This is a genomic window from Bradyrhizobium sp. Bra64, assembly GCF_024519875.1.
In the GTDB taxonomy this organism is placed as follows: Bacteria; Pseudomonadota; Alphaproteobacteria; order Rhizobiales; family Xanthobacteraceae; genus Bradyrhizobium; species Bradyrhizobium japonicum_G.
In genome coordinates this window covers 372,097-394,570 of the sequence record NZ_JALJRD010000002.1, presented here as the reverse complement: position 1 = coordinate 394,570, position 22,474 = coordinate 372,097, and the positions used below count along the sequence as shown (strand labels likewise).

General features: G+C 63.6%; 28 protein-coding genes. 13 read left to right on the top strand and 15 right to left on the bottom strand.

Going from position 1 to position 22,474, the window contains the following annotated elements; all coding sequences use genetic code 11:
• From NR187_RS09420 to NR187_RS09400, 5 genes are all read left to right on the top strand, one after another.
• Window positions 1-1,065, top strand: a complete 1,065-nt coding sequence (locus NR187_RS09420) for a hypothetical protein (protein WP_256806330.1) — start codon at window positions 1-3, stop codon at window positions 1,063-1,065.
• Entirely contained in the window at window positions 1,062-1,265 is a 204-nt protein-coding gene (locus NR187_RS09415; protein ID WP_256806329.1) for a hypothetical protein, read from the top strand. The genes NR187_RS09420 and NR187_RS09415 overlap by 4 nt, the downstream gene beginning before the upstream one ends.
• Window positions 1,266-1,267: 2 nt before the next feature.
• Window positions 1,268-1,813 (top strand): hypothetical protein, encoded by a 546-nt coding sequence (locus NR187_RS09410; protein WP_256806328.1) that lies wholly within the window; start codon window positions 1,268-1,270, stop codon window positions 1,811-1,813.
• Window positions 1,806-2,051, top strand: coding sequence for a hypothetical protein (locus NR187_RS09405; protein WP_256806327.1), 246 nt, complete (start codon window positions 1,806-1,808; stop codon window positions 2,049-2,051). The genes NR187_RS09410 and NR187_RS09405 overlap by 8 nt, the downstream gene beginning before the upstream one ends.
• A 239-nt stretch (window positions 2,052-2,290) precedes the next feature.
• A complete protein-coding gene (locus tag NR187_RS09400; RefSeq protein ID WP_256806326.1) occupies window positions 2,291-2,668 on the top strand; it encodes a hypothetical protein in 378 nt (125 codons plus the stop codon).
• 1 nt (window position 2,669) lies between these two features.
• On the opposite strand, the gene NR187_RS09395 is transcribed toward NR187_RS09400, so the two are convergent.
• A complete protein-coding gene (locus NR187_RS09395; RefSeq protein WP_256806325.1) occupies window positions 2,670-2,828 on the bottom strand; it encodes a hypothetical protein in 159 nt (52 codons plus the stop codon).
• 88 nt (window positions 2,829-2,916) lie between these two features.
• Here NR187_RS09395 and NR187_RS09390 point away from each other — a divergent pair, with 88 nt between their 5' ends.
• The 3 genes from NR187_RS09390 to NR187_RS09380 all read left to right on the top strand — a co-directional run bounded on the left by NR187_RS09390 (window position 2,917) and on the right by NR187_RS09380 (window position 4,283).
• Window positions 2,917-3,213 (top strand): hypothetical protein, encoded by a 297-nt coding sequence (locus NR187_RS09390; protein WP_256806324.1) that lies wholly within the window; start codon window positions 2,917-2,919, stop codon window positions 3,211-3,213.
• 4 nt (window positions 3,214-3,217) lie between these two features.
• Window positions 3,218-3,679, top strand: coding sequence for a hypothetical protein (locus NR187_RS09385; RefSeq protein ID WP_256806323.1), 462 nt, complete (start codon window positions 3,218-3,220; stop codon window positions 3,677-3,679).
• A 421-nt stretch (window positions 3,680-4,100) separates the two neighbouring features.
• Window positions 4,101-4,283: a hypothetical protein gene (locus NR187_RS09380; protein WP_256806588.1), complete on the top strand. Its 183-nt coding sequence runs from the start codon at window positions 4,101-4,103 to the stop codon at window positions 4,281-4,283.
• Window positions 4,284-4,601: 318 nt separating this feature from the next.
• On the opposite strand, the gene NR187_RS09375 is transcribed toward NR187_RS09380, so the two are convergent.
• From NR187_RS09375 to NR187_RS09330, 10 genes are all read right to left on the bottom strand, one after another.
• Window positions 4,602-6,053: a site-specific integrase gene (locus tag NR187_RS09375; protein WP_256806322.1), complete on the bottom strand. Its 1,452-nt coding sequence runs from the start codon at window positions 6,051-6,053 to the stop codon at window positions 4,602-4,604.
• 680 nt (window positions 6,054-6,733) lie between these two features.
• Window positions 6,734-7,381, bottom strand: a complete 648-nt coding sequence (locus NR187_RS09370) for a hypothetical protein (RefSeq protein WP_211382970.1) — start codon at window positions 7,379-7,381, stop codon at window positions 6,734-6,736.
• Window positions 7,382-7,439: 58 nt separating this feature from the next.
• Window positions 7,440-7,640 (bottom strand): hypothetical protein, encoded by a 201-nt coding sequence (locus NR187_RS09365; protein ID WP_211382971.1) that lies wholly within the window; start codon window positions 7,638-7,640, stop codon window positions 7,440-7,442.
• Window positions 7,641-7,831: 191 nt separating this feature from the next.
• Window positions 7,832-9,238 (bottom strand): hypothetical protein, encoded by a 1,407-nt coding sequence (locus NR187_RS09360; RefSeq protein WP_256806321.1) that lies wholly within the window; start codon window positions 9,236-9,238, stop codon window positions 7,832-7,834.
• A gap of 173 nt (window positions 9,239-9,411) precedes the next feature.
• Complete coding sequence (locus tag NR187_RS09355; protein ID WP_256806320.1) at window positions 9,412-10,197, bottom strand: fumarylacetoacetate hydrolase family protein; 786 nt, start codon at window positions 10,195-10,197, stop codon at window positions 9,412-9,414.
• Entirely contained in the window at window positions 10,197-11,216 is a 1,020-nt protein-coding gene (locus NR187_RS09350; protein ID WP_211382973.1) for a 2-dehydropantoate 2-reductase, read from the bottom strand. The genes NR187_RS09355 and NR187_RS09350 overlap by 1 nt, the downstream gene beginning before the upstream one ends.
• Before the next feature lie 100 nt (window positions 11,217-11,316).
• Entirely contained in the window at window positions 11,317-11,745 is a 429-nt protein-coding gene (locus tag NR187_RS09345; protein ID WP_211382974.1) for a CBS domain-containing protein, read from the bottom strand.
• Between the two features lie 178 nt (window positions 11,746-11,923).
• The gene (gene oxlT, locus NR187_RS09340; RefSeq protein WP_256806319.1) at window positions 11,924-13,246 is read right to left on the bottom strand and encodes an oxalate/formate MFS antiporter; all 1,323 of its coding nucleotides are present in this window, start codon (window positions 13,244-13,246) and stop codon (window positions 11,924-11,926) included.
• Window positions 13,247-13,487: 241 nt separating this feature from the next.
• Complete coding sequence (oxlT, locus tag NR187_RS09335; RefSeq protein ID WP_211382976.1) at window positions 13,488-14,774, bottom strand: oxalate/formate MFS antiporter; 1,287 nt, start codon at window positions 14,772-14,774, stop codon at window positions 13,488-13,490.
• A 247-nt stretch (window positions 14,775-15,021) separates the two neighbouring features.
• Window positions 15,022-15,159: a hypothetical protein gene (locus tag NR187_RS09330; protein ID WP_211382977.1), complete on the bottom strand. Its 138-nt coding sequence runs from the start codon at window positions 15,157-15,159 to the stop codon at window positions 15,022-15,024.
• 311 nt (window positions 15,160-15,470) lie between these two features.
• Between NR187_RS09330 and NR187_RS09325 the strand changes: the two genes are divergently transcribed.
• On the top strand, window positions 15,471-16,802 hold the full coding sequence (locus tag NR187_RS09325) for an Hsp70 family protein (RefSeq protein ID WP_211382978.1): 1,332 nt from the start codon (window positions 15,471-15,473) through the stop codon (window positions 16,800-16,802).
• A gap of 77 nt (window positions 16,803-16,879) precedes the next feature.
• On the opposite strand, the gene NR187_RS09320 is transcribed toward NR187_RS09325, so the two are convergent.
• Complete coding sequence (locus tag NR187_RS09320) at window positions 16,880-17,323, bottom strand: SRPBCC family protein (protein ID WP_256806318.1); 444 nt, start codon at window positions 17,321-17,323, stop codon at window positions 16,880-16,882.
• Window positions 17,324-17,453: 130 nt separating this feature from the next.
• Window positions 17,454-18,143: a hypothetical protein gene (locus tag NR187_RS09315; protein WP_256806317.1), complete on the bottom strand. Its 690-nt coding sequence runs from the start codon at window positions 18,141-18,143 to the stop codon at window positions 17,454-17,456.
• Between the two features lie 286 nt (window positions 18,144-18,429).
• Here NR187_RS09315 and NR187_RS09310 point away from each other — a divergent pair, with 286 nt between their 5' ends.
• The 4 genes from NR187_RS09310 to NR187_RS09295 all read left to right on the top strand — a co-directional run bounded on the left by NR187_RS09310 (window position 18,430) and on the right by NR187_RS09295 (window position 20,555).
• A complete protein-coding gene (locus NR187_RS09310) occupies window positions 18,430-19,401 on the top strand; it encodes a hypothetical protein (protein WP_211382981.1) in 972 nt (323 codons plus the stop codon).
• A 323-nt stretch (window positions 19,402-19,724) separates the two neighbouring features.
• Window positions 19,725-19,934, top strand: a complete 210-nt coding sequence (locus NR187_RS09305) for a cold-shock protein (RefSeq protein ID WP_211382982.1) — start codon at window positions 19,725-19,727, stop codon at window positions 19,932-19,934.
• 97 nt (window positions 19,935-20,031) lie between these two features.
• Window positions 20,032-20,274, top strand: a complete 243-nt coding sequence (locus NR187_RS09300) for a transcriptional regulator (protein ID WP_256806316.1) — start codon at window positions 20,032-20,034, stop codon at window positions 20,272-20,274.
• Window positions 20,275-20,330: 56 nt separating this feature from the next.
• A complete protein-coding gene (locus tag NR187_RS09295; RefSeq protein WP_211382984.1) occupies window positions 20,331-20,555 on the top strand; it encodes a hypothetical protein in 225 nt (74 codons plus the stop codon).
• 87 nt (window positions 20,556-20,642) lie between these two features.
• On the opposite strand, the gene NR187_RS09290 is transcribed toward NR187_RS09295, so the two are convergent.
• Window positions 20,643-20,825: a hypothetical protein gene (locus tag NR187_RS09290; RefSeq protein WP_211382985.1), complete on the bottom strand. Its 183-nt coding sequence runs from the start codon at window positions 20,823-20,825 to the stop codon at window positions 20,643-20,645.
• 363 nt (window positions 20,826-21,188) lie between these two features.
• A complete protein-coding gene (frc, locus tag NR187_RS09285; protein ID WP_211382986.1) occupies window positions 21,189-22,466 on the bottom strand; it encodes a formyl-CoA transferase in 1,278 nt (425 codons plus the stop codon).
• Window positions 22,467-22,474: the final 8 nt, after the last annotated feature.

Genomic DNA, 22,474 nt, shown 5'->3' with positions numbered 1-22,474 from the left:
ATGACCACCGCCACCGCCGACCTGATCAGCCCCAAGCTCGAACAGTTTCGCCGCACGCGCTCGATCTCGCGCGGGCTCGCGGCGGTCGCGGTCGGCCGACTGACCGGGCAGCATCCCGATAGAATTCTGCGGCAGCATTGGCAGCATGATCATCAAGCCGCGCTGATCGCCAAGGCTGCGGTCACGCCGACAGCGATGGCCGACGTCGAGACCGCATCGAAATGGCTGTTCTTGTCCGGCCTCACGCCGCAGAGCGGAGCGGTTCGCCTGTTCAGCGGTGCAACACGTCTCGACATGGACAACGTGCATTTGCTCAACGTGTCGTCGGTGATCGCGCCGTCACCCGTGTTCGTCGGCGAAGGCAAGCCGATGCCGATGATGATGGGCACCACGGCATTGGCGGCGCTTGGTCCAGTCCGCAAGATGCTTCTCGGCACGGCGGTGACAGGTGAACTCGAATTCGCGGTGCCGGAAACCGCGTCAACGCTGATTGGTCGCGTGCTCAGCGAGCAAGCGGGCAAGTCGCTCGATGCCGTCCTGTTCGATGCCATCGCCGCTGATGATGATCGTCCGGCCGGATTGCTCAATGGCGTCGCGCCGATTGCCGCCGCAGCGGGACTGACGACCGCGTTTGATGCCGCAAAAACCGATCTTGCAAATCTTGCCGCTGCATTGGCAACGGCCGGATGCGATCCTGAGCGGATGGTCATCGTGGCGAACAGCTCGCAAGCCTTGGCGTTGCGGTTGATGGCCGGTCCGCGCTTCACCAACGAGATCATCGGCACCACGGCGTTGGCCACTGGCACTGTTGTCGCGATCGATCCTGCTGCCATCGCAAGCGGCTATTCCGGCGTTCCGGAGATCGAAATTAGCGAAGGTGGCACCGCGCATTTCGAAAGCGCAACGCCGCTGCCAATCTCGACGGCGGCCACGCCGAACACGGTGGCCGCACCTGTGCTATCCGCTTGGCAAGAGAACTTGTTGATGCTGAAGGTTCGCTTGCGTTGTTGCTGGGGCGTGCTGGTGCCCGGCGCGGTGCAGGTAGTCCAAGGAGTGACGTGGTGACAAATGACAGGGCCACTGAACTCATCGTCACGATCATGCGGCGAGATCGCGACGTCGTTCGATGTCTGACGCAGATGGCAGCTACGATGGCGTACTTGACATCCAAGCTGCCTTCGATCGAGCGCTTGCACCTCGCCGCATTGCTGCGCGATCTCGCGGACCTGATCGAACATCATGAGCTGGCGACAGTGGACACTTGACGATGAACAAGCGTGAGCGACTGGATATGATCGACCGCCTGCAGAGCGAGATCGCAGCAACGACCCTTGACATGGCCGAGCGCAGCGCGCGTGACTCGACGGAGGAATGGACGCCGCCATCGCAGCGCAAGCCGCAGCAACGGCAGGCAGCAATCAGCAACAATGTTGCCCTCGCCAACACTCTGCTCGCCCATGCGGACCAACACGTCAACGCTCGGATCGCCCGCGCTGTCGATCTACTGACAGACATATTCGGTGAGGAAACCGGTCGTTTTGAAAAGGCGCTGACACGCGTGCTCGGCGAGGAAACTGCTCGCAATGAAGCTGCGCTGCGCAAGGAGCTGATCAGGCGGCAGGACGACACAGCAGACGCGCTGCGGATCGAGGTGAGCGCGCTGCGAGGCGAGATCGCTGATTTGCGCGATGCATTCAACGCCCTGGCCGAAGATGTCGCATCGCTGCAGCAGGACGTTGGCGACATCGAGGTGCGCAACAACACGCGCAAGATCGTCGCGGTGCTACCGAGGCATGGAGGTCATCATGGTTGAAGTCGAAGTTGCTCCGAGCGCACAAGGCGTTCTCAAATTCATGGCTGCTGTGCTCGACAGTCGCGAATTTGATCCGCGTTCTGCTGCCGTTGCGATGGCGAGCGCAGCACAGGCACTGGTGCGCACCTCATCGGATCGTCGCGTACTCGCTCACGTGCTGCGGCAGCTCGCAGCCGAGCTTGATCGCGATGCCGCCGATGATGGCGATGTTGCAGCAACTGCCAGTCAGGTGAATTGACGGATGACCGGTCGTGATCTTTCGTTCCTCTGATCACGCTCGGTCGCAGCCGATGTCCGGTACACGCTCACGGGCATCGGCTGCAATCACTTTCAACGGGGTGGGGGGAAGCATTCTTTTTTACCGAAGCGCGCTTCTCGACCGGCTCGCAGGCGGCATAGTCAACAAACTGAGAAATCCATTCGCGAGCAAAAACCCCGCAGCAAAATCCCGACGAAAACATTAAGAGATCATCGCCGATGACCAAACCGAAACCGCCGCTCTCCATCGTCGGGTCGGTAACGACCGACACCCAGCCGCCGCGCAAGCTCGGCCAGCACGGCATGGCGCTGTGGGGCTCGGTGCAGGCCGAATACCGCATTCAAGATAGCGGTGGTGTCGAGATGCTGGTGCAGGCCTGCAGCGGACTGGACCGCGCCGAGGCGCTGGCGGCACGTGTCGCCGAGGATGGCGAAGTGGTCTATGCCAAGGGCGTGCCGCGCGCTCATCCCTGTATCCGCGAGGAGCTGGCGGCACGGGCCTTCGTGGTGCGCACACTGGCACGGCTCGGCCTCAACGTCGAAGCCATCAAGCCGGTCGGCCGTCCCGGTGGCGGCATCGGCTGGCGCGGCGATTAGCTCAGTTCATCTTCCGACGTATGTCCGCGATCACGTCCTTGAGCATTTGGGTGTATTCTTGCAGGTTCCGCAGACGCTCGTCGGTCTCAGACTTCTCGCTCGCACCGAGCGGCATCGCGCGCGGGGCTGCTTTGGTGGTGGTAGTCGGCTCGTCGCACATTGTGACCCTCGCTGGCTTGCTTTGGCCAAGGGCCTATGAAGCCATCGCGCGGGATCACTTTCCTTAATCTATGTCAAAGGAACCCAAAATGCCCACCACCCGCGTTCCGATCCATCGCCCACCGCAGTCACGTGTCACGAACGAAGCCCGCGCGCTGTTCGCCCGCGCACTGGGGATCGAGGCCAACGACGACCATCAGTTCTGGGAGGAAGATGGCGGCAACCGCAGGCAGTATCTCGATCTCGCCGTCGAGCTGCATCGGTTACTCGGCTTGACGCCGTGGCAGATGTCGCCGATCGATGTCGTCGGCGAGCGGCCGGACTGGTTGCGCCCGGAGGATTGGCAGCAAGCGAGCGAGCTGCGTGCAGAGCTGATCGGCGCGTGATGCCGTGTCCCTCGATCCCCGCGCCATCGATATGCTCGGCCAGCGCTGTCATCGGTTGCTGGTCGCTGGCCTACTTGCCTTCATACTGACTGTCTGGTGGCTACCGACCGAAAGCATATGGGCGAAGACTGCCGTTGGCGCAGCTGCATCGATCATCGTCCTAGTGATCATCTATCTGGTGGCATACTTCAGGTACAAGCCAGAGCCTGTCATGGTCAGCCTAAGTCCGCTCTATACGGATGCCGGTTACAATCAGTTCAGAGCGGCACAGCGCGCTGAGTTTGATGAGACCGCCCGACTGACGGCGGAGCGCGAACGCCTTCTTGCTGCAATGCTAAAGCTTGATGTGACGACCCAAGAAGGGCAACGGGCGCTGAAGGAATTGGCACGTCAGAAAAAGCCGGTCGATGCGAGGTTGGCCGTCCTTAAGAAGCAACAGCGCCGCATCGGCTTCCGCCGGTGGTAGAGCGGTGAAAACGTTTCGCCGCTTCACCGCCGATATCGATCCGGCCGATCAGCGTGGTTCATCTCGGCAAAGGCCTTCGCCAGCTTCTCCGCACCATGCCTTGCCTTGAACGCCACCCATGCCGTCTTGAACCGCGCCTTGGCTTCGTCCAGCGTCGCGTCATCGCCGGATGATGCGCCGGGGACGATGTCTGCGAGCTTCGGTTTGGCAAAGTTTTTGTCTGAAACCTTTCCATGACCACGATTGTCCAGAGCCAGATGCCCGGTGACCGGTCGCGCGTATAGCGGATGCGGCCGATGAGCTGGCCATCGTCGTGGACGTTGTAGTCGTTGGGATCGATCAGGCGGAGAGTGAGCATGCCGGGCAATATGGTAGAGCCCGACGTTCTGTTTGGGAACGCCGGGACCGTTGGAACGGCCGCATGGTTGACGTGAAGGGCTGGCGCCGACCTTTCGATGAACCCATTGCCGCGCCCGGCCGCAGGCTGGTGACGCTGCGCGATGCTGGCGAGTACATCGCTGCGCTGCCGAAGCGCGAGCACGACGCACCGGAGTGGCTGGCGGCGATGGACCGAAAGGAAATTGGAAGAAATTCAATGAGGTAGTTGGGTGCACTGTTCCCGTGGGAACGGTGCACTGACCTAACCGGGGCTGGCGGGCTTCAAGGGCGTTAGAACCTCACCGACGCGCCCGCACCGGTCGCAGGTGAATACGTGCTCGATGACGTTTTCCGTGGCGCGCAACATCGACCGAGACCACGACATTTCAGCGCCGCACTCCGGACAGATCGGAACACTGAGCTGTTCAATTGAGCGTCTGAGAATTTGCATTGGCGCCACCCGTCGTCCGGAAGGAACATTGTCGGTAGTTCGAGCGAGGCCGTCAACATGCGTCGCATCGGGCCTCGCCCGGCTGGGTGGCAATCAAGCCGCCTTCCGCAGCCCTTCATCCCTCGCACCGACGATCCGCCGCAGCTCGGCCGCCCACGCATCGAGAACTTCGCGTTTGCGCTCGACCATGATCTTTGTGGCCCGATTGTAGACCTTGCGGGTGACCGCTGGCAGCGGCTTGCCGTTCTCGTCCTTGCTGGCCTGATGGTCGAGGCAGAGCGAAATGCTCGCCTCCGACAAGCCGAGTTCACCGCACATCGTCGCCGCCGTCCGCCGTAGATCGTGCGGCGTGAACGGTGCCAGCCCGAGCAATTCGCAGATGCCCAGCGTGCGCGGCACGCGCTTGCCTTTCTTTGGGGTCTTGGTGCCGGTCAGGGCATTGGCCATGGCGTTGCGAGCCAGCGGCGCATTGCCGAAGCGGCCGACGAACACGTAGTCGTAATTGCCCATCGCCTCCGCGATGATCTCAAGCGCCAGATCAGACAGCGGCTGATTGATGACGCGGCGTTTCTTGACCCGCCGCGCCGGGATATCGACGGTGCCGTTCGCGGCGTTCAATTCATCGCGGTGGATCGGCAGCAGCTCGCCAGAGCGCAGCATGGTGACCAGCGCGAACTTGAGCGCCAGCCGGGTCTTGCGATCCCACGGCAGATCGTTGCGGTCGAGACCATGCCAGAGCGTCCTGATCTCGTCCTCGCTCAGTACGCGGTCGCGTGGATGCTCCGTGTCGAGTTTCGGCAGGTTGACGCAAGGCGATGCGGTGACGTAGTCGCGACCCGCTTCCGCCGCCCAGTTGAACAGGCCAGAGGCCGCCCGGCGCATGTGGCGGGCGTTGCTGACCGAGGGCTTGCCGCCGTGCTTGCCCGCGACGATGTCGGCCGAGAGTGTCGCGATGTCGTGCTTGGTGACGTCGCTGGCGATCTTCTTGCCCAGTCGCGGGCTGATGAAGCCGCGGAGATGGCGCGCGACGTTCTCCCAGCTTTCGATCCGGGGCCGCTTCTCGCCGTCCGCCTTGAGAACCGTGGTTTTCATCCAGTCGATGCGCAGCGCGATGATCTCGTCCACCGTCTTGCCGCGCGCGGCGGCCTGCGTCTTGGTCTGGCGCAGCTGCTCGACCAGCGCGGCCGGGGCCATCGTCTTGAGGCCGTAGACCTTGCTGCGAGCGTCCTCAACGCCGAAGGTCTCCGGATTGTAGACACCCAGCACGGTCGAGCGCTGCTTGCCGGTGGTGCTGTCGGTGAACTTGAAATTGAAGGTCGCCACGCCAGCCGGGATGATGCTGACATAGAGGCCCCGGCACTTGCGGTCGTAGACCTTGGTGCGCTCGGTGACGCGCTTCTGGCAGATGCGGTCGGTGAGGATGGTGCTGTTGCGGGCGGGACGCTTGGCAACTGGGGAATGAGCCCCAGTTGGTTCCGTGGTGATGGTGCGCTTGGCAACTGAAAGATTTTTATCAGGTGATCCGGCGATGTCGGTGGTCGTCATGTGCTTTGGCTCCTGCTTGGACTAGGGCCCGGCCCTAGATTTGGCAAACCCTGCAGAAACAGCCCGCGACAAGCCTACGCGGAATTGCCTATTTTCATAGGCTTTTGTTCGTCTCAGCAGGTTTCAATTGATGCCAAAATAAAGCCCACACGACTTGGCCGTCCGCGCACGTCCTCGCTGGGACTTCGAGAGCTGGCGTGTGCTCACACCCGAAGCCATGCGAGGACGCTGTCGGCGCCGGGTCGTATGCGCGAAGGCCTTTGCTCACGGTTTCCCGCCCTGCAATGCCATTCGCGCCCGACGCCGTCGCGTCCATCGCACCCCAACCCGCGGTTCGTGACGATCGCGATCCGCCCCTTGTCCCGGGTCAGGGCGTCTTGTGTCTACGACAAATCCGAATTTCGATAAAGCGGAATATATTTGCGACGGTGGGTTGACAGTCGCGGTGCAGATTTTGTGCGGGGTGTTTTGCCCGACGGGCGAAGCGAGGTTCCGGGCTCTGCCGACGTATTGTGCGCCGCTGCTTCAACTTTGTCGTTGCGAGCCAACGGGTCCGCGCGAAGCGCGGCCCGATGACAGGCTTCGCGAAGCAATCCGGAATCCTTCCGCGGAGGGATTCTGGATCGCGTCGTCGCAAGGGCTCTTCGTGATGACGTGGTCGCCCGGTGCGCCCTGGCGGGCTACTCCGCCGACAGCCGCACCATCTGGCGGCCGCCGTTGATTTCCTTGAGGCTGTTGACGAAGTTTTCCGGACGCTGCCAGCGGTAGGGGACCTTCAATCCCATGTACTCGGCGATGTCGCCGATGAAGCCGGTGCAGTTGGTGGTCTCGGCGTTCCAGACCGGCGAGCTCGCCTGCAATTTCTTGATGTAGGCGAACACGCGCTTGGCGTCGGCTTCGTTCAGGTAGACGCGATAGTTCGCGGTCAGATATTCCGGGTCGAGATCGCCGTAGCTCGCGCCGGTCTCCGAGGGCACCCAGGTCAGATGTCCGAGCACGTAGGCAAGCGTGTCGCCGGCCGGCGTCAGGCCCGCGACCTCGACGGCGCGCTCGCTGGTCTTGCCGTACCAGACGAAGGCATGCCCCCAGCTCGCGGCCGTCCGGGCGCGGAAGTCGACGTAGTAGGGACCTTTCTCCGCGCGCGCGACGGGACGCCGCGTCGCTTGCGGCGCCGGTCGTGCGGTGTCGGTCGTGGCAAGCGCGTTCGCGTCGGCGACGCGCTTGTTAGCTTCGTGGGCCGAGGCCGAGGGCGTCGTGCACGCGACCATGGCCGCGAGCGCAAATCCCGCAAGGATGCAGGATCCCGATCGATCAGGTTTGTTCGTCACGCTGTGCCCCTCGACTGTCGGCCGCTTACGCCAATTCCGCGCGTCGTTCGCCAGCGCGTCAGTAGCGCGCCGCCACCGGGCCCGGCGCCTTGCCGATCGGGGCCTTGCCAATCGGGCTCTTGCCAATCGGCATCTTGCCGATCGGCGCCTGCTCAGAATAGACCGGCACGGGCTGGCGACGCGGCAGATCCGCAGCGTTCGCAGCCGTCACCAGAGCAAGCGTGGCACCCAGAACAATTACAATCTTCTTCACAGTCATACCCCTAGAAGGTTTGGTCGAAACACGGCCATGCCGTGCCCCCAGACACGCCTCACAGAAGGGCGGCCGAATGCGTCCACAGTGCGGCAAGCGCGGGACATGTCTGCGGCATATGCCGGGCGCGCGCAGATGTGATGTGTCTGGATGTTTCCGAGGCGGGCGATTGCGTGCGGCGCGCGGGTGGTCGGCCTTCACCCGATGCGGTTGAGGCTGTTGCGGATGGTCGAGAAGATGCCGCCGATGTCCTTGCGCAGGCCGTCGAGCGCATTGAAATTGTCGAAGATGCGGACGAGGCGGTCTTCGACCTCGCGCTTGCTCCTGGTCAGGGCGTCGACGCGCGAGGCGAGGGTGACGCCGCCGCTCGCCTCGATCTCGCCGACGGTTTTGGCGAGGAGGTCGCGCGTGGTGCCGACCTCGGCGATCAGGGCCTCGATGCCGAACACCGGCGCCTTCAGCGGGACGAGGTCGGCCTGCGATTTCGACAGCTCCGCCTTGAAGGCGTTCAGCGTCGCCAGCGTCTCCTGCAGCGCGCCGAGGCGCTGGCGCGACTGGACGACGAAATCGTTCAGCGCATTCTGGCGGTCGGCAAGGCTCCTGCCATCGGGGTCGGTTTCGACCTCGGCGAGGGAGCGATCGAGCTGGGTCTGGCGCTGGCCGAGCTCCTCGAAATCGAGCCGGATGGTTTTCAGGATGTTGAAGCTGTCGTCGACGCGGGCGAGGCGCTGCTCGATCTCGATCTTGTTCTTCGACAGCGTCTCGACGCGGGCGGAGAGCGGCGCTTCATTGCCGGTCTCGAGTTCGTCCATGGTCTTGGCGAGGCGATCGTGGCTGAGGCTGAGCTCGCCGATCAGGGCGTTGATGCCGGCGTCCGACGCGCGCAGCGGCACCAGCTCGGCGTGGGACTTGGCCAGATCTTCCTTGTACTGGTTGAGGGTCGCGAAAATGTCATGGACCCTGCCCACCCGCGTCAGCAGCACCGATACGTCGCGCGCGATCTCCTTGAGGCGGTCGGCGAGGTTGTTCTTGCGGTCGTCGGTCTCGAGATCGTGCAGGGAGCGTTCGAGCTGGTTCTGGCGGTCGCGGATCTCGGTGAAGACGGGCTCGACCGCGCGGCGCTGCTCGGCGACCTTGCCGACCATGTCGCGCAGTCCCTGCTGCCGGCGGCGGATCTCGGCGAGCTGGTCGTGCATGTCGGTGGATTCGGTGCGGCCCTGCTGGAGAAGGGCGCGCTGCTCGGTCTGGCCCAGCTTGTCGTGCAGCGCGGAGACGGCCTCCCGGGGATCGCTCTCGATCAAGTGCTGGACGGTGGCGTCGAGGTGGTTTTGCAGGGCGTGGGCGACGACGACGTCCTCGCGGGTCTTCTTGAGGCGGTCGCTGAGCGTGTCCAGGCGCCGGTCCTGGCGCGAGAGCCGCCAGGCGGAGGCGCCGATCAGCGCCAGTCCTGCCGCCAGGATCGTACCGGTCGCGATGCGCTGCGGCACGGGCAGGCCCGCGAACCAGGCGGCCAGGTGGGCGACGTCGTAACCGAACGCCCGCTGGGCGAAGACCGCGATGGCGGCGAGCAGGGCAAACCAGGCAACCAGGAAAAACAGCCACATCGTGACTTCCTCACGCCGGCACACATTTTCGCCATAGTTGCTATTGGAGTGCGGAACCCAGATCAAGGGGCGCGCCGGATCGTTGGCGGTTTCCGCGAGCACCATCCACGGCTGGATGCGTCAGACGATCGGTGGACGGGCGAGAAGTGCCGGGTTTTCCCGGAGTTGGGCGGCTACAGCCGAAACTCGTTGGTGAGCTCGCCGATGCCGTCGATCGCGACGGTCACCGTATTGACCGGCTCCTTCATCACGCCGACGCCGACCGAGGTGCCGACCGCGATGAGGTCGCCGGGGAGCAGGGTCATGTCGTGGGAGATACTGCTGACGAGTTCCTGCGCGGTGAAGATCATGTCCGAGATCGGATAGTTCTGCCGCTCTGCGCCATTGAGGATGGTGCGCACCACCAGCCTGGCCGGATCGAGGCCGGTCGCGATGACGGGGCCGAACGCGCCGTAATCATCGATGCCCTTGGCGCGGGCCCACTGAGGAAAGGTCGGGTCGCTGGTCAGGATGTCGTTGGCGGTGATGTCGTTGACGCAGGTGTAGCCGAAGATGAAGCTGTCCGCTTCCACAGGCGACACGCGGGCGCAGGTCCTGCCGATCACGATGCCGAGCTCGCCCTCATAGGTCGTCTTGCCGTCGTAATAAGAGGGACGGCGGATCACGGCACCCGGCGCCGTGATGCTGGTGGTGGCCTTGAGGAGATAGAGCGGCTCCGGCGGCTCGGGCTGATTCAGTTTTGCTGCGAGCGCGTGAAAATTGTTCCAGAGCGCGACGATCTTGCTGGGCGCGCAGGGCGCGAGCAGCTCGACCTCAGAGAGCGCCAGCGTCCTGCCGGTGGCGGCATTGCGGCCGAACATCTCGCCCTCATGAACGCTGATGCCCGACGGCGTCAGCGCGCCGAAGCCGGTCGCGCCGGCATGGCGGAAGCGCAGCCATTGCTTCATCTCGCCCGCCATCACGCCACCGCCAGTGCGCGCGGATCGGCCGGTGCCGAGACGCCGTCATAGAGGCCGGCGATGCGGGCGCGCTGGGTCACCATCGCCAGCACCGAGTCGAGCGCGGGCGTGGCGATGCCGGTCAGGCGGCCCATCTCCTGCACCACGGTGACGAGCGGGTCGATCTCCATCGGACGGCCGCGCTCGAGATCCTGCAGCATCGAGGTCTTGTGCGCGCCGACCTTGCGGGCGCCTTCGATGCGGCGCTCGACGTCGACGCGGAATTTGACGCCGAAGGTCTCGGCGATCGCTTGCGTCTCCATCATGATCGCGCGCGACAGCGCGCGCGTGGACGGATCGGTGCAGATCACGTCGAGCGTTGCATGGGTCAGCGCGCTGATCGGGTTGAAGCAGACATTGCCCCAGAGCTTGAGCCAGATCTCGTCGCGGATGCGGTCTAGCACCGGCGCCTTGAAGCCCGCGGCGACGAAGAGGTCGGAGAGGCGCTGCACGTCGGAGGTGATCTCGCCCGAGGGCTCGCCGAGCGGGAAATTGTTGCCGTAGACATGGCGGATCACGCCCGGGGCCTCGATCTCGGTGGCGGGATAGACGATGCAGCCGATGGCGCGCTCGGCACCGATCTCGCGCCATTGCCGGCCGCCGGGGTCGATGCTTTCCAGCGTCGAATTCTCGTAATCGCCGCCATGCCTGTAGAAGTACCAATAGGGGATGCCGTTGACGGCGGTGACGATGCGGGTGCGGGGTCGGAGCAGCGGCTGCATCTTCTCGATCACGCCGGTGATCGAGTGCGCCTTGAGGGTAATGATGATGTAGTCCTGCGCGCCGAGCTCGGTGGGATCGTCTGTGCAGCGCGGATGCACCGTGTGTGTTTCTTCGCCCGCGAGCAGCGTCAGGCCGCGCTCGCGCATCGCGGCAAGGTGGGCACCGCGTGCGATCAGGCTGACGTCGGCGCCCGCGCGCGCGAGCTGAACCCCGAGATATCCGCCGATTGCGCCGGCGCCGTAGATGCAGATCTTCATGAAATCCTCGCGGGTGACCGGAATTCGGGACGAAAGATCCGGTCCGGCTCGGACGGATCCGAGCCGGGGCCGGTAGTCGCAGGGGAAGGGTCGTGTGGCTTTAGGCGGCCGCTTGCGGCGTACCGTTGATCGCTTCGTCCATGGCAGCGGCGATGTCGCGCATGCTGATGACCGAGACGAGGCTGTAATCGTCGATGACGGGCAGGTGGCGGATGTGATTCCGGTTCATCAAATGGCGGACGTGCTCGATCGTGTCGCTCGAGGTGCAGGACACGAGCTGCTGCACCGAGACGAGCTGCGAGACCTTGACGTTGACGGCATTGGCGCCGTGCTCGGCGACTGCGCGCACGACGTCGCGCTCGGTGAACATGCCGACCGCGGTGTTACCCTCGGAGCGGACCACGTCCTTGACCACCAGAGCGCTGATATTGTTGGCGCGCATCAGCTTGGCGGCGATACCCACCGTTTCGTTCATTCGCACCGTGACAACGCGCGGCGTCTTCTTGCGCAGAATGTCTCCGACCAGCATTGCAACCTCCCTGGGTGAATGATGAGGCAAGTGTGGTATACATAATGCCAATCGTCAAGCGCTGGATTTGGCTGATCCGAAAAATCTTGCGGCAGTAATGCTGACGTTTGTCGTCGCGCCAAAAAGAAGGGGCGCATCGCTGCGCCCCTTCTACAGCCGTGCAATGGCGTGTTGCGGCTTACGCCGTCTCGGTCTTGGGGTTGCCCGTTGCGGCATTGGCGCTCTCGGCTTCCTTGCCGAGGATGAAGGAGCGGCGCAGCGGCTTGATGACGAACAGCGCCATCAGCGCCGCCGTCGCGTTCAGCGCTACCGCCACCACGAACACCGCCTTCCAGCCGTAGGCTGCCGAGATCACGCTGGCGAGCGGGACGAGCAGGGAGGCGGTGCCCTTCGCGGTGTAGAGCATGCCGTTGTTGGTGGTCGCGTATTTCGAGCCGAAGGTGTCGCCGCAGGTGGCGGGGAACAGCGAGTAGATCTCGCCGAATACGCCGAAATACACCGCGGTCGCGAGCACGAACACGATCGGGACGTGGCCGTAGGCCGACAGCGTCAAGAGCATCAACGCCGCCGTGCCGAAGGCGATGAACATGGTGTTCTCGCGGCCGATCGTGTCGGAGATAAAGCCGAAGAACGGACGTCCGAAGCCGTCGAAGATGCGGTCGAGCGAGATCGCGAAGGTGAGCGCCGCCATCTGGAAGCCGGCAAGCGTCACCGGGGTGCTCGCGATCTTGAAGTCGTGCGCGATCGGGGCGATCTGCGCCGCGGTCATCAGGCCGCCAGAGGCGACCATGACGAAAACGAGATACATCACCCAGAAAATAGGAGCGCGCAGCACCTGCGGCGGAGTGAAGTCGATCTTGGTCTGCGGCAGGTTGAGCTGCTTCTTTTTCGGCGGGATCGAGATCCGTGGCGGCTGTATGAAGAAGGCGAGCACGAACACGATCACGCCCTGGCCGATGCCGAAGGTGAGGAACGCGTGCTGGTAGCCGCTCGTCGCGATCATGGTCGCGATCGGCACCACGGTGAGGGCTGCGCCCGCACCGAAGCCTGCGGCGGTCGCGCCGGCGGCGAGGCCGCGGCGGTCGGGAAACCATTTCAACGCATTGCCGACGCAGGTGCCGTACACCGCGCCTGCGCCTATGCCGCCGATGACGGCCGCCGTGTAGAGCAGCGGAAGGCTATCGGCGTAGGAGTTGAGAATCCACGAGAGCGCGATCATCACACCGCCGAACATGATGACGATGCGCGGGCCGTATTTGTCGACGAACCAGGCCTCGATCGGCACGAGCCAGGTCTCGGTGACGACGAAGATGGTGAAGGCGAGCTGGATCGCGGCGCGTCCCCAATGATGGGCCGCATCGATCGGATCGACGAACAGCGTCCAGCCGTATTGCAGATTGGCAATCATCGCCATGCAGACGATGCCCATGACGAGCTGAAGCCAACGGAAACCTGTGCGAAGGGGCGCAGCTGTCACGGCGCCATCCGTGCTGGAAATCATCAACAACCTCCCAATGCGCTTGTCTGGTCGACACCGGTTGCAAGATGACCCGATGTCGCAAATGTTGTGGCTTATCGTCGCAAGCGCTGCCCGGAGCTTGGTATACCATATTCCAGATTGCAAGCCCTATCTTGGCTTCCCTGTGACAAAATGCACGGTTCCATCGCCATGGCGGCATCGCCCGCGCAAACGAAAACGCCCGGCCGAAAGGCCGGGCGTTTTGCAGGAATGAAGTCTGGTGTCAGACGGTCGACTTCGCGACCACGACCTTGCGCCAGGGCTTGAGTACCGCGATCGCGAGCAGAGAGGCCAGGATGTTTGCGCCGGCTGCGAGGATGAACACGCTGTCCCAATGACCGGAGGTCTGCTGCACGTAATTGGCCAAGGGAACGAGAAGGGCCGCGGTGCCCTTGGCGGTGTAGAGCAGGCCGGCATTGGTGGTCGCGAACTTCGCCCCGAACGTGTCGGTGCAGGTCGAGGGGAACAGCGAGTAGATCTCGCCCCAGGCAAAGAACACCAAGCCCGACAGGATCACGAACCAGATCGGATCGTGGCCCCAGAGGTAGAGCATCCAGATGCCGACGCCTTCCATGCCGAAGGCGATGAACATGGTGTTCTCGCGGCCGATCATGTCGGAGATCCAGCCGAAGAACGGACGCGTCAGGCCGTTGAGCACGCGGTCGATCGTGGCCGCGAACGTCACTGCGGTCATGGTCATGCCGATCAGCGTGACCGGGATGGCGTCGACCTTCCAGTCCACCGCGATCGGCTTCAGGTTCGCCGTCACCATCAAGCCGCCGGCGCCGACGATCACGAACATGAAGTACATCAGCCAGAAGATCGGCTGACGCAGCACCTCGGTCGGCTGATAGTTGCGGCGGGTCTGCTGCAGATTGGCGTTCGGCACCACGTTCGGCACCTGACCCGGCTTCGGCGCCAGCAGGAAGAAGGCGAGAACGCAGATGATGATGCCTTGTCCGAGGCCGAAATAGAGGAAGGTGGTCTGGAAACCACTGTCCTTGATCATGGCCTGGATCGGCGCGACGGTGAGGGCGGAGCCCGCACCGAAGCCCGCGGCGGTGATGCCCGCGGCGAGACCGCGCTTGTCGGGGAACCACTTCAGCGCGTTGCCGACGCAGGTGCCGTAGACGCCGCCGGCGCCGATGCCCGCGACGATCATGCCGAGATAATAGCCGTTGAGCGTGGTGGCCTGCGCATTGATCGCCCAGCCGACGGCGCAGAGCACGCCGCCGATCAGCACGACGAGGCGCGGACCGTATTTATCGACGAACCATCCTTCGACCGGCACCAGCCAGGTCTCGAACAGCACGAACAGCGTAAAGGCCCATTGGATCGACGCACGATCCCAGCCGAATTTCTTCTGGATGTCGGGGACGAAGAACGTCCAGCCGTATTGGTAGTTGGCGATCATCACCATCGCCGCTACACCGACTGCCAATTGCGCCCAGCGATACGTGTCGCTGACGCGCGCGGCTGTCGGGGCGGTTGCTTGCACCATGTCCGTCATAAAGCCTCCCGTGGCGCCTCTAATTTTTCTGCGAGCGCTGGAGGGGCATTCTTGTATGCATTATGCCAAGCTTCAAGCGCTGGTCCGGCCACCGTGCGCAAATGCCGCAGCACCTTGCCTGGTCGCGGGCTGTGACTCGGGACAGCACAAGTAGAAATGGCCCCGCGCTGCGGGGCCATTCATCAAAAGTAGTATGAGAGCGGCTCTGAAACCGCCGCGCGGTCCGGCCGCGCGGGGACGTACTGGCTTACAGGCCGAAACGCGGCAGGTCGCCGTTGTGATTCGAGATCTCGGCGCTCGCCATCAGGAGGCGGTCGATCGCGGCCATCAGGCGGGCGAAGAGCGAGGAGGACGGAGCGAGAGCAACTGCGGCGGTCTTGGACATCGGAAATCCTTTCTTGAGACGGTCAGTATTGCTGTCTCATTTCGAAAGGGAAGTTATGTATACCAGATGCCAATGTCCATGCACGTCATTGCATAGCAGCATTTAATCCGCTGCATTGCAGCATAACGCCGGGTTAACGAGGCCGTTTCGGCCTTAAAGTCGCAAATTTGCTGCCCAAGGACGTCGCTTGCTCCGCAAACACCCCACCGCCACCCCGAAAAGCTGCGGAAATGCAATGGACCGGGGTCTTGGCAGGGCGGATCAAAGCCGTTAGTGCTCTGCGCCCTTCCAATCATCTGTCAGAGTGGTTCATGTCGAGCGCCTCGGCCGCCGTCTCGATCGGCATCGATTTTGGGACCAGCAACACGGTCGTCGCGCTCGCGGCGGACAACCGCCGGGTCGAGGCCATCCGCTTCGACCATGGCGGACAGCGCCACAGCGTCTACGTCTCGGCCCTGTGCTTCTGGGAAGACCGCCCGGGAGCCGGCGCCCAGGCCGAAGGCGGCCCGTGGGCGATCGAGCAGTTCCTCGAAGGACGGCATGTCTACCGCTTCCTCCAGTCGTTCAAGACCTTCGCCGCGAGCAGCAGCTTCAACACCACCCAGGTGTTCCGGCAGCGCTACAAGTTCGAGGATATTCTGGCGGCGTTCCTGCGGACCCTGGCGCGCCATGGCGGCGACAAATTCGGCTTCGAGACATCGACCATCACGGTCGGACGCCCCGTCCGCTTTGCCGGCGGCAATCCCGACGAGGCACTGGCGATGCAGCGATACCGGGCGGCGTTCGAGCGCCTCGGCGCCGGCCATGCGCGCTACGTCTACGAGCCCGTCGGCGCCGCGTTCTCGTTCGCCCGCCGGCTGGAGCGCGATGCGACAGTTCTGGTTGCGGATTTCGGCGGCGGCACCAGCGATTTCTCGGTGATGCGCTTCTCGCGCGCGGGCGGCACCTTGCGCGCCGAGCCGCTCGGCCACGCCGGCATCGGGATTGCCGGCGACACGTTCGACTACCGCATCGTCGATCACGTCGTCTCGCCGCGGCTGGGCAAGGGCTCGAGCTTCCGCTCGTTCGACAAGGTGCTGCCGGTCCCGAGCGGCCACTACACCAACCTCGCGCGCTGGCATCAGCTCGCGATGATGAAGAGCAACGGCGATCTGCGCGAGCTGCGGGAGCTTGCGCGCTCCGCGCTGAAGCCGGCTCTGCTCGAGGATTTCATCACCATCGTCGATCTCGACCTCGGCTTTTCGCTGTACCGGGCGGTGTCCGACGCCAAGGTCGCACTGTCGGCGCAGGATCAGGTGGACTTCCGCTTCAAAGGCGGCGGGGTCGAGATCGGATCGACCATCACACGGAAGAACTTCGAAGCCTGGATCGCCGACGACATCGCCCGGCTCGGCGCCACCGTCGACAAGGTGCTCGGCGAGGCCGGCATCACCGCGCGCGAGGTGGAGAAGGTGTTCCTGACCGGCGGCACCTCGTTCGTGCCGGCGGTGCGAAAACTGTTCGCCGAACGGTTCGGCAACGAACGGCTGATGTCGGGCGATCAGTTCGAGTCGATCGCCTACGGTCTCGCGCTGATCGGACACAGTCCCGACCCGGACCGCTGGACCGCGAGCGGCGGGCTCGCGCCGAGGGCGGGCGTGTAGGTTTTGGCGCCATTTGAGTGCGCGTGTCGAAGGAAGGCCACAAGGAAGGTGCCCCTCAGGCCAGTCCAGCTCTGCGGCTACTGGTTGATCTCCGGCTCGACGAGCTTCGCCAGATTCCGCAGCGATTCCTGCCAGCCGAGATAGCAGGCTTCCGGCGGGATGACGTCGGGAATGCCCGCCTGCGTGATGTCGAGCTCGGTGCCGACCGAGACCTTCTTCAAGATCACGGTGACCTGGATTTCGCCGGGCAGATTGGGGTCGTCGAATCTGTCGGTGTAGCGAAGACGTTCGCCCGGGACGAGCTCGAGATATTCGCCGCCAAAGGCATGGCTGTTGCCCGTCGTGAAGTTACGGAACGACATCTTGAACGTGCCTCCGACCTTGGGCTCGAAATGATGGACGGTGCAGGTAAAGCCGTTGGGCGGAAGCCACTTTGCCAGCGCATCCGCCTCCAGGAAGGCGCGATAGACTTTCTGCGGGCTGGTGGTCAGGACGCGGTGAAGGCGGACAGTGCTCGGCATGATGATCATCCTCGTGGATCGACGGGCGCGAATTCAGGGTCTATGGCCCATGCATGTCTAGATGACGAACGAGACAGTGCCGATCCGACAGCGCGTCCCGAATTTTCTGAAGGTGGCCCGGCGGGAGTTGCTAGACCTCCGCCAAGTCCTGCGGCGTCATCGTGAACGCCAGCGCGTAGCAGCCGGTCGTCGCATGGTTCCGCGCGCCCGCGCCGCGAAGTGTTGACGGCGAGAGCTGTTCGGCGATCACGCGCTCGACCGTGCCGGCATCGTAGCCAGATAGCAGCACGATCCAGTCGGCAGCGCCGTCTTTGCCACGGATCTGCTGTTCGGTGGTGGGCAAGCTGGTCCTGGGCGTGTCCGTCACGAGGAGGTGGGCGCCTGTCAGTCCCGGCATCTGCGCCAATGTGCCGAGCATCTCCGAGAGGCGCGTCTGCAACTCCGCCTCGCGTCCGGCCTCCGGCGAAAGCCGGATGGTGGCCAGCGAGGCGGCGACGCCGCCGCCAAAGCTTGCGACGATCCGGCACTGGCTGCGCACCATGCCGAGATGATGCGGCATCATCCTGGTCGACCATGGGGTCGGCGCGTTGAGGCGATCGAGATATCCTCTCGATGTGAGCACCTCATATTGCTCCAGCTCGTAGAGCACGAAGAAGCCTTCGGTGCCGGTCGTGCTGGTCCAGCGCGATCCGCGGCGGAAGCCGGCAATGCTCATCCGCTCCGGAAAATGCTCGTGCGAATGCCAGTCGCCGAACTCCGCGCGCTGCTCCGGGCGGACGCTCCACCACATCGCGACGGCTGCCTTGCCTAGCAGTGACATGTTGACCTCGTCTTCTTCAAGTCGTTGCCTGTAGCCGCACCGTCGAGAACCGAAAGACGATCGCGATCGTTTCCGATGCTTCCGGCGTCGCGGGTCTCCACGGCGTGCGCTACGACGCGGCACCATCTGCCTCACTTGCTTGCAGTGGTGCTCGATACGCTCCGTTCACACTTCGTAACGTTCAAGCCGAAATTTGGCTCAACTCGGCGATTAGCTATCGGCTGACTCCGTCCGGCGCCGACGGCGATCTCGCCATGCATCCATCATAACCGAAGAGACTTACGACATGAAGCAGACGACGCTGCGCTACCGGGCCTTGCGCCGGATCCGCAGCCTGCCAGCGCAGACCACTTCGAGATTGCTTGGAATGCCGGCGATCAGCCGGAAATTGGATGAGGCTTACGAGAGGGCGCGGGCATCCTATAGGCCGCGCCTGCCCAAACTCTCCCCACTCGAGATGGATATCGTCGCCGGGCTGGAAAACAACGGGGTCCACATCACGTCGCTCGAAAAGCTGGATCTGCCTGGCACTGACGCGCTTTGGACATCGGCGACCGGTATCGCGAACAGCTATGCGCACCGTGCCAAACAGGGCGAGTTTGCCGGCGAATATACCGTGCAGGTCGGCGCCGAGGATATGATGCGCCATCCGCACATCGTCCGCTGGCCCCTTCACGATCGCATCCTCAACATCGTTGAAACCTATCTTGGCCTGCCTGCCGGATATGACACGCTGAATTTCTTCTATACCCAGGCCGACGGCCGGCAGGTGGGGGCACGCAGATGGCATCGCGATGTCGAGGATCGGCGGATGGTCAAGGTGATCGTCTACCTGCACGATGTCGACATGGATACCGGCCCGCTCGAAGTCCTGCACCGCTCCTTTCCCGGCAGCGACACGCTCGACGGCGCCAATTTTCCGGTCCTCACGCAGGAAATGCTGGAGGACAGGCTCGGCGCGACGCTGGGCAGCGGCGACGTCACGACCTGCACCGGCAGGGCCGGCACGGTGATCTTCGCGGACGTCGCAAGTCACTATCATCGCGGGCGCCCGGCGATCGCGCGCGACCGCTGCGCGCTCTTCTACAATTTTTTCTCTCACGCGCCGCTTCGGCCGTTCTACTGCGAACGGCATCTGTTCTCGCGGCAGCAGCTTTTGGAATTTGCCGCAGGCCAGACCGCCCGGGCGCGGGCCTGCTTGCTGTGGCACGCGAACGTACCTCTTCTCGCCCGGATCGTGCCGCGCGCGCGGCTCTAGAGATCAATGCTGAGTTCGATCGGGCGAAGTGTCGTGCTTTGGCCTGCCGGCGTGCTCGAGAAGGCCCATCTTGCCTCTCTTCAGGCGCCCCCGCCGAGTCCGGGTCCTCAATCCTGCGAACCTTCCGCCGAGGCCTCCGGGCATTTAAATCCGGCCACGCCTTGCAAATGAGCGTGATGAGGTATACGGTGAGGTCTGTTCGTTCAGCCGCTGTGCCTTGTTGAATGCGCCCGCGGGCTCCTTTTCCATAGACATCGACGAATTGAATTTCATCTGCGCGACGATTCGCGCGGAATGCGCACGTATGCGCTTTGGAGAAGAAGATGACGACAGGTACTGTGAAGTGGTTTAACGGCCAGAAGGGCTTTGGATTCATTCAGCCCAACGACGGCGGCAGCGATGTGTTCGTTCACATCAGCGCGGTCGAGCGGGCTGGTCTTGCGGGTCTCGCTGAGGGCCAGAAGGTCAATTTCGAGCTCAAGACCGACAAGATGCGGGGTAAGGTCAGCGCAGAGAATCTCTCGCTGGCCTAACGACCTGGTGCCGTTTCACGGATGTACTGAAACGGCCGCGCTGCCCGCTCGATCCCCGGATTGAGCGGGTTTTGTCCGTTGTGGAACAGGGTGGATCATGAGCGCCAAGAAATCGGCCGAACCGACGCCCGAGGCCATCGCGCGCTCCAATCGTCAGCGTTTGGCTGTTGAAGAGGGGGCGCGAGCGATGGCGGATGCCGAAAGGCAAGCCGTGGATGTTCGCAAGAACATGGCGCGGCTTCGAGAGCTGCGCCAAGCCAAGGAAGCGGCCGACATAACCCTTCAGGCATCCCTGCCGGCACCCACCCCGGCCAAGCGCAAGAAGAAGCTGCCGCGATAGCCTGCGCACGTAACGCCATCGACAATCTCTGGACAGGGCCGGTCACATGCCAAAGAGTGCAGATCGTGCCTAGAATCAAGTTGGACGGTGGTGGCACGATCACGTTCTTTCTCGCGCTGGGCGCGGGCCGGCAAATGTGCCGACTGGCGACCACGTTCCTGACGCAGAAGCAGGCCTTCAGCTATCTTCAAAGGAACCGAACGGAATTCGAGCGCATCGCCCGGGCACGGCTGGCTTCAGGGGAGCTCGAAGACGGAATCGTCGTGCTCTCGATGCTATAGGTCGAGGTCAGGCGCCGATTTCGATGCAAGTCTTCGAGGGCACGGCTTCCGGCGCGATTGCGATCGAAGGCGGGTCCAGAGCCCTTCCTATTCGGAGCGGCTTCCCGGCTTGGCTTCGCGGGCCAATCGCTCCGCTTTCAAGCGCTCGCGGTTCTCGTTGAAGGAGTGCTGGTCCTTCGCATAGTCATTCATCGGCTTTTGCGGCTTGGCAGGCTTGAACGCCTTGTTGGCTTCACGCTTGGCGCGATCAGGGGATTGATCTTTCGACATTTCGACCTCGGTTTGATCAACGAGCGTGGTCCCGACGAGTGCCGGACGCGACAATATCCTCGCACAAGCCGACATGGATCGACACCCTCTGGGCGGAGAAGGCGGCCAATTCTTCAGCGTTGGGCAGGTCTCTTGCGAGGTGCTTGGTCACTCGCCGTGAAGACGGCGGACTCGCTTTTCCGGGAGCACGCCGTTTGAGAAGACAACGGGCGGCCACTGTGTCTGGTTCCCTGGGGACCGGTCTTTAATTTGGCCTTGGCTGGATCAACGCCCGAAGCGGACTGATTGCCGGCCCGGTCGATCTCGGGGTCGACAAAAAGGCCGCCGAAACCGGCGGCCTTTCGTGTCTTGAGATAAGTCCGCTTACTCCGCGGCCTGCTTCTGCGGCGGGTCGAGCGCGCCGGACTTGTGGATCTCGGCGACCTGGTGGTCCGAGAAGCCGAGCACGCTGCGCAGGATCTCGTCGGTGTGCTCCCCGAGCAGCGGGGAGCGCTCCACGTCGCTTGGGGAATCCGACAGCTTGATCGGGTTCCCGACCGAGATGTACTTGCCGCGGGTGGGGTGATCGACCTCGACCACAGTGCCGGTGGCGCGCAACGACTGGTCCTCGGCGATCTCCTTCATCGACAGGATCGGGCCGCAGGGGATGTCGTCCTTGTTGAGGATTTCCATCGCCTCGAACTTGGTCTTGGTCATCGTCCACTGCTCGATGCGACCGAAGATCTCGTTGAGGCGCGGCAGACGGGCGGCCGGCTTGGCGTAGTTCGGATCGGTCTTCCAGGTCGGCTCGCCGATCACGTCGCAGATCTTCTCCCAGACCGGGGCCTGGGTGATGAAGTAGATGTAGGCGTTGGGATCGGTTTCCCAGCCCTTGCACTTCAGGATGCGGCCGGGCTGGCCGCCGCCCGAGTCGTTGCCGGCGCGCGGCACGGCATCGCCGAACGGAATGCCTTCGCCGAACTGGCTGTACTCCTTGAGCGGGCCGTGGGCGAGACGCTGCTGGTCGCGGAGCTTGACGCGGGCGAGGTTGAGCACGCCGTCCTGCATCGCGGCGGTGACGCGCTGGCCCTTGCCCGAATGCGTGCGCTGATAGAGCGCGGTGACGATGCCGAGCGCCAGATGCAGGCCGGTGCCGCTGTCGCCGATCTGTGCGCCGGTCACGAGCGGAAGACCATCGCGGAAGCCGGTGGTGGAGGCGGCGCCGCCGGTGCACTGCGCGACGTTCTCATAGACCTTGCAGTCCTCGTACGGCCCGGGACCAAAGCCCTTGATCGAGGCGACGATCATCTTCGGGTTGATCGCCTGGATCTTCTCCCAGGGGAAGCCCATGCGGTCGAGCACGCCGGGGCCGAAATTTTCCACCAGCACGTCGCACTTCTTGATCAGCTCGGTGAGGACTTCCTTGCCCTTGGGGTTCTTGGTGTCGAGCGTGATCGAGCGCTTGTTGTGGTTGAGCATGGTGAAATACAGGCTGTCCACGTTCGGGATGTCCTGCAGCTGGCCGCGGGTGATGTCACCCACGCCCGGGCGTTCCACCTTGATCACGTCGGCGCCGAACCAGGCGAGCAGCTGCGTGCAGGTCGGCCCGGACTGAACGTGGGTGAAGTCGAGAATGCGAACGCCCTCGAGCGCTTTGGTCATTATGTTGC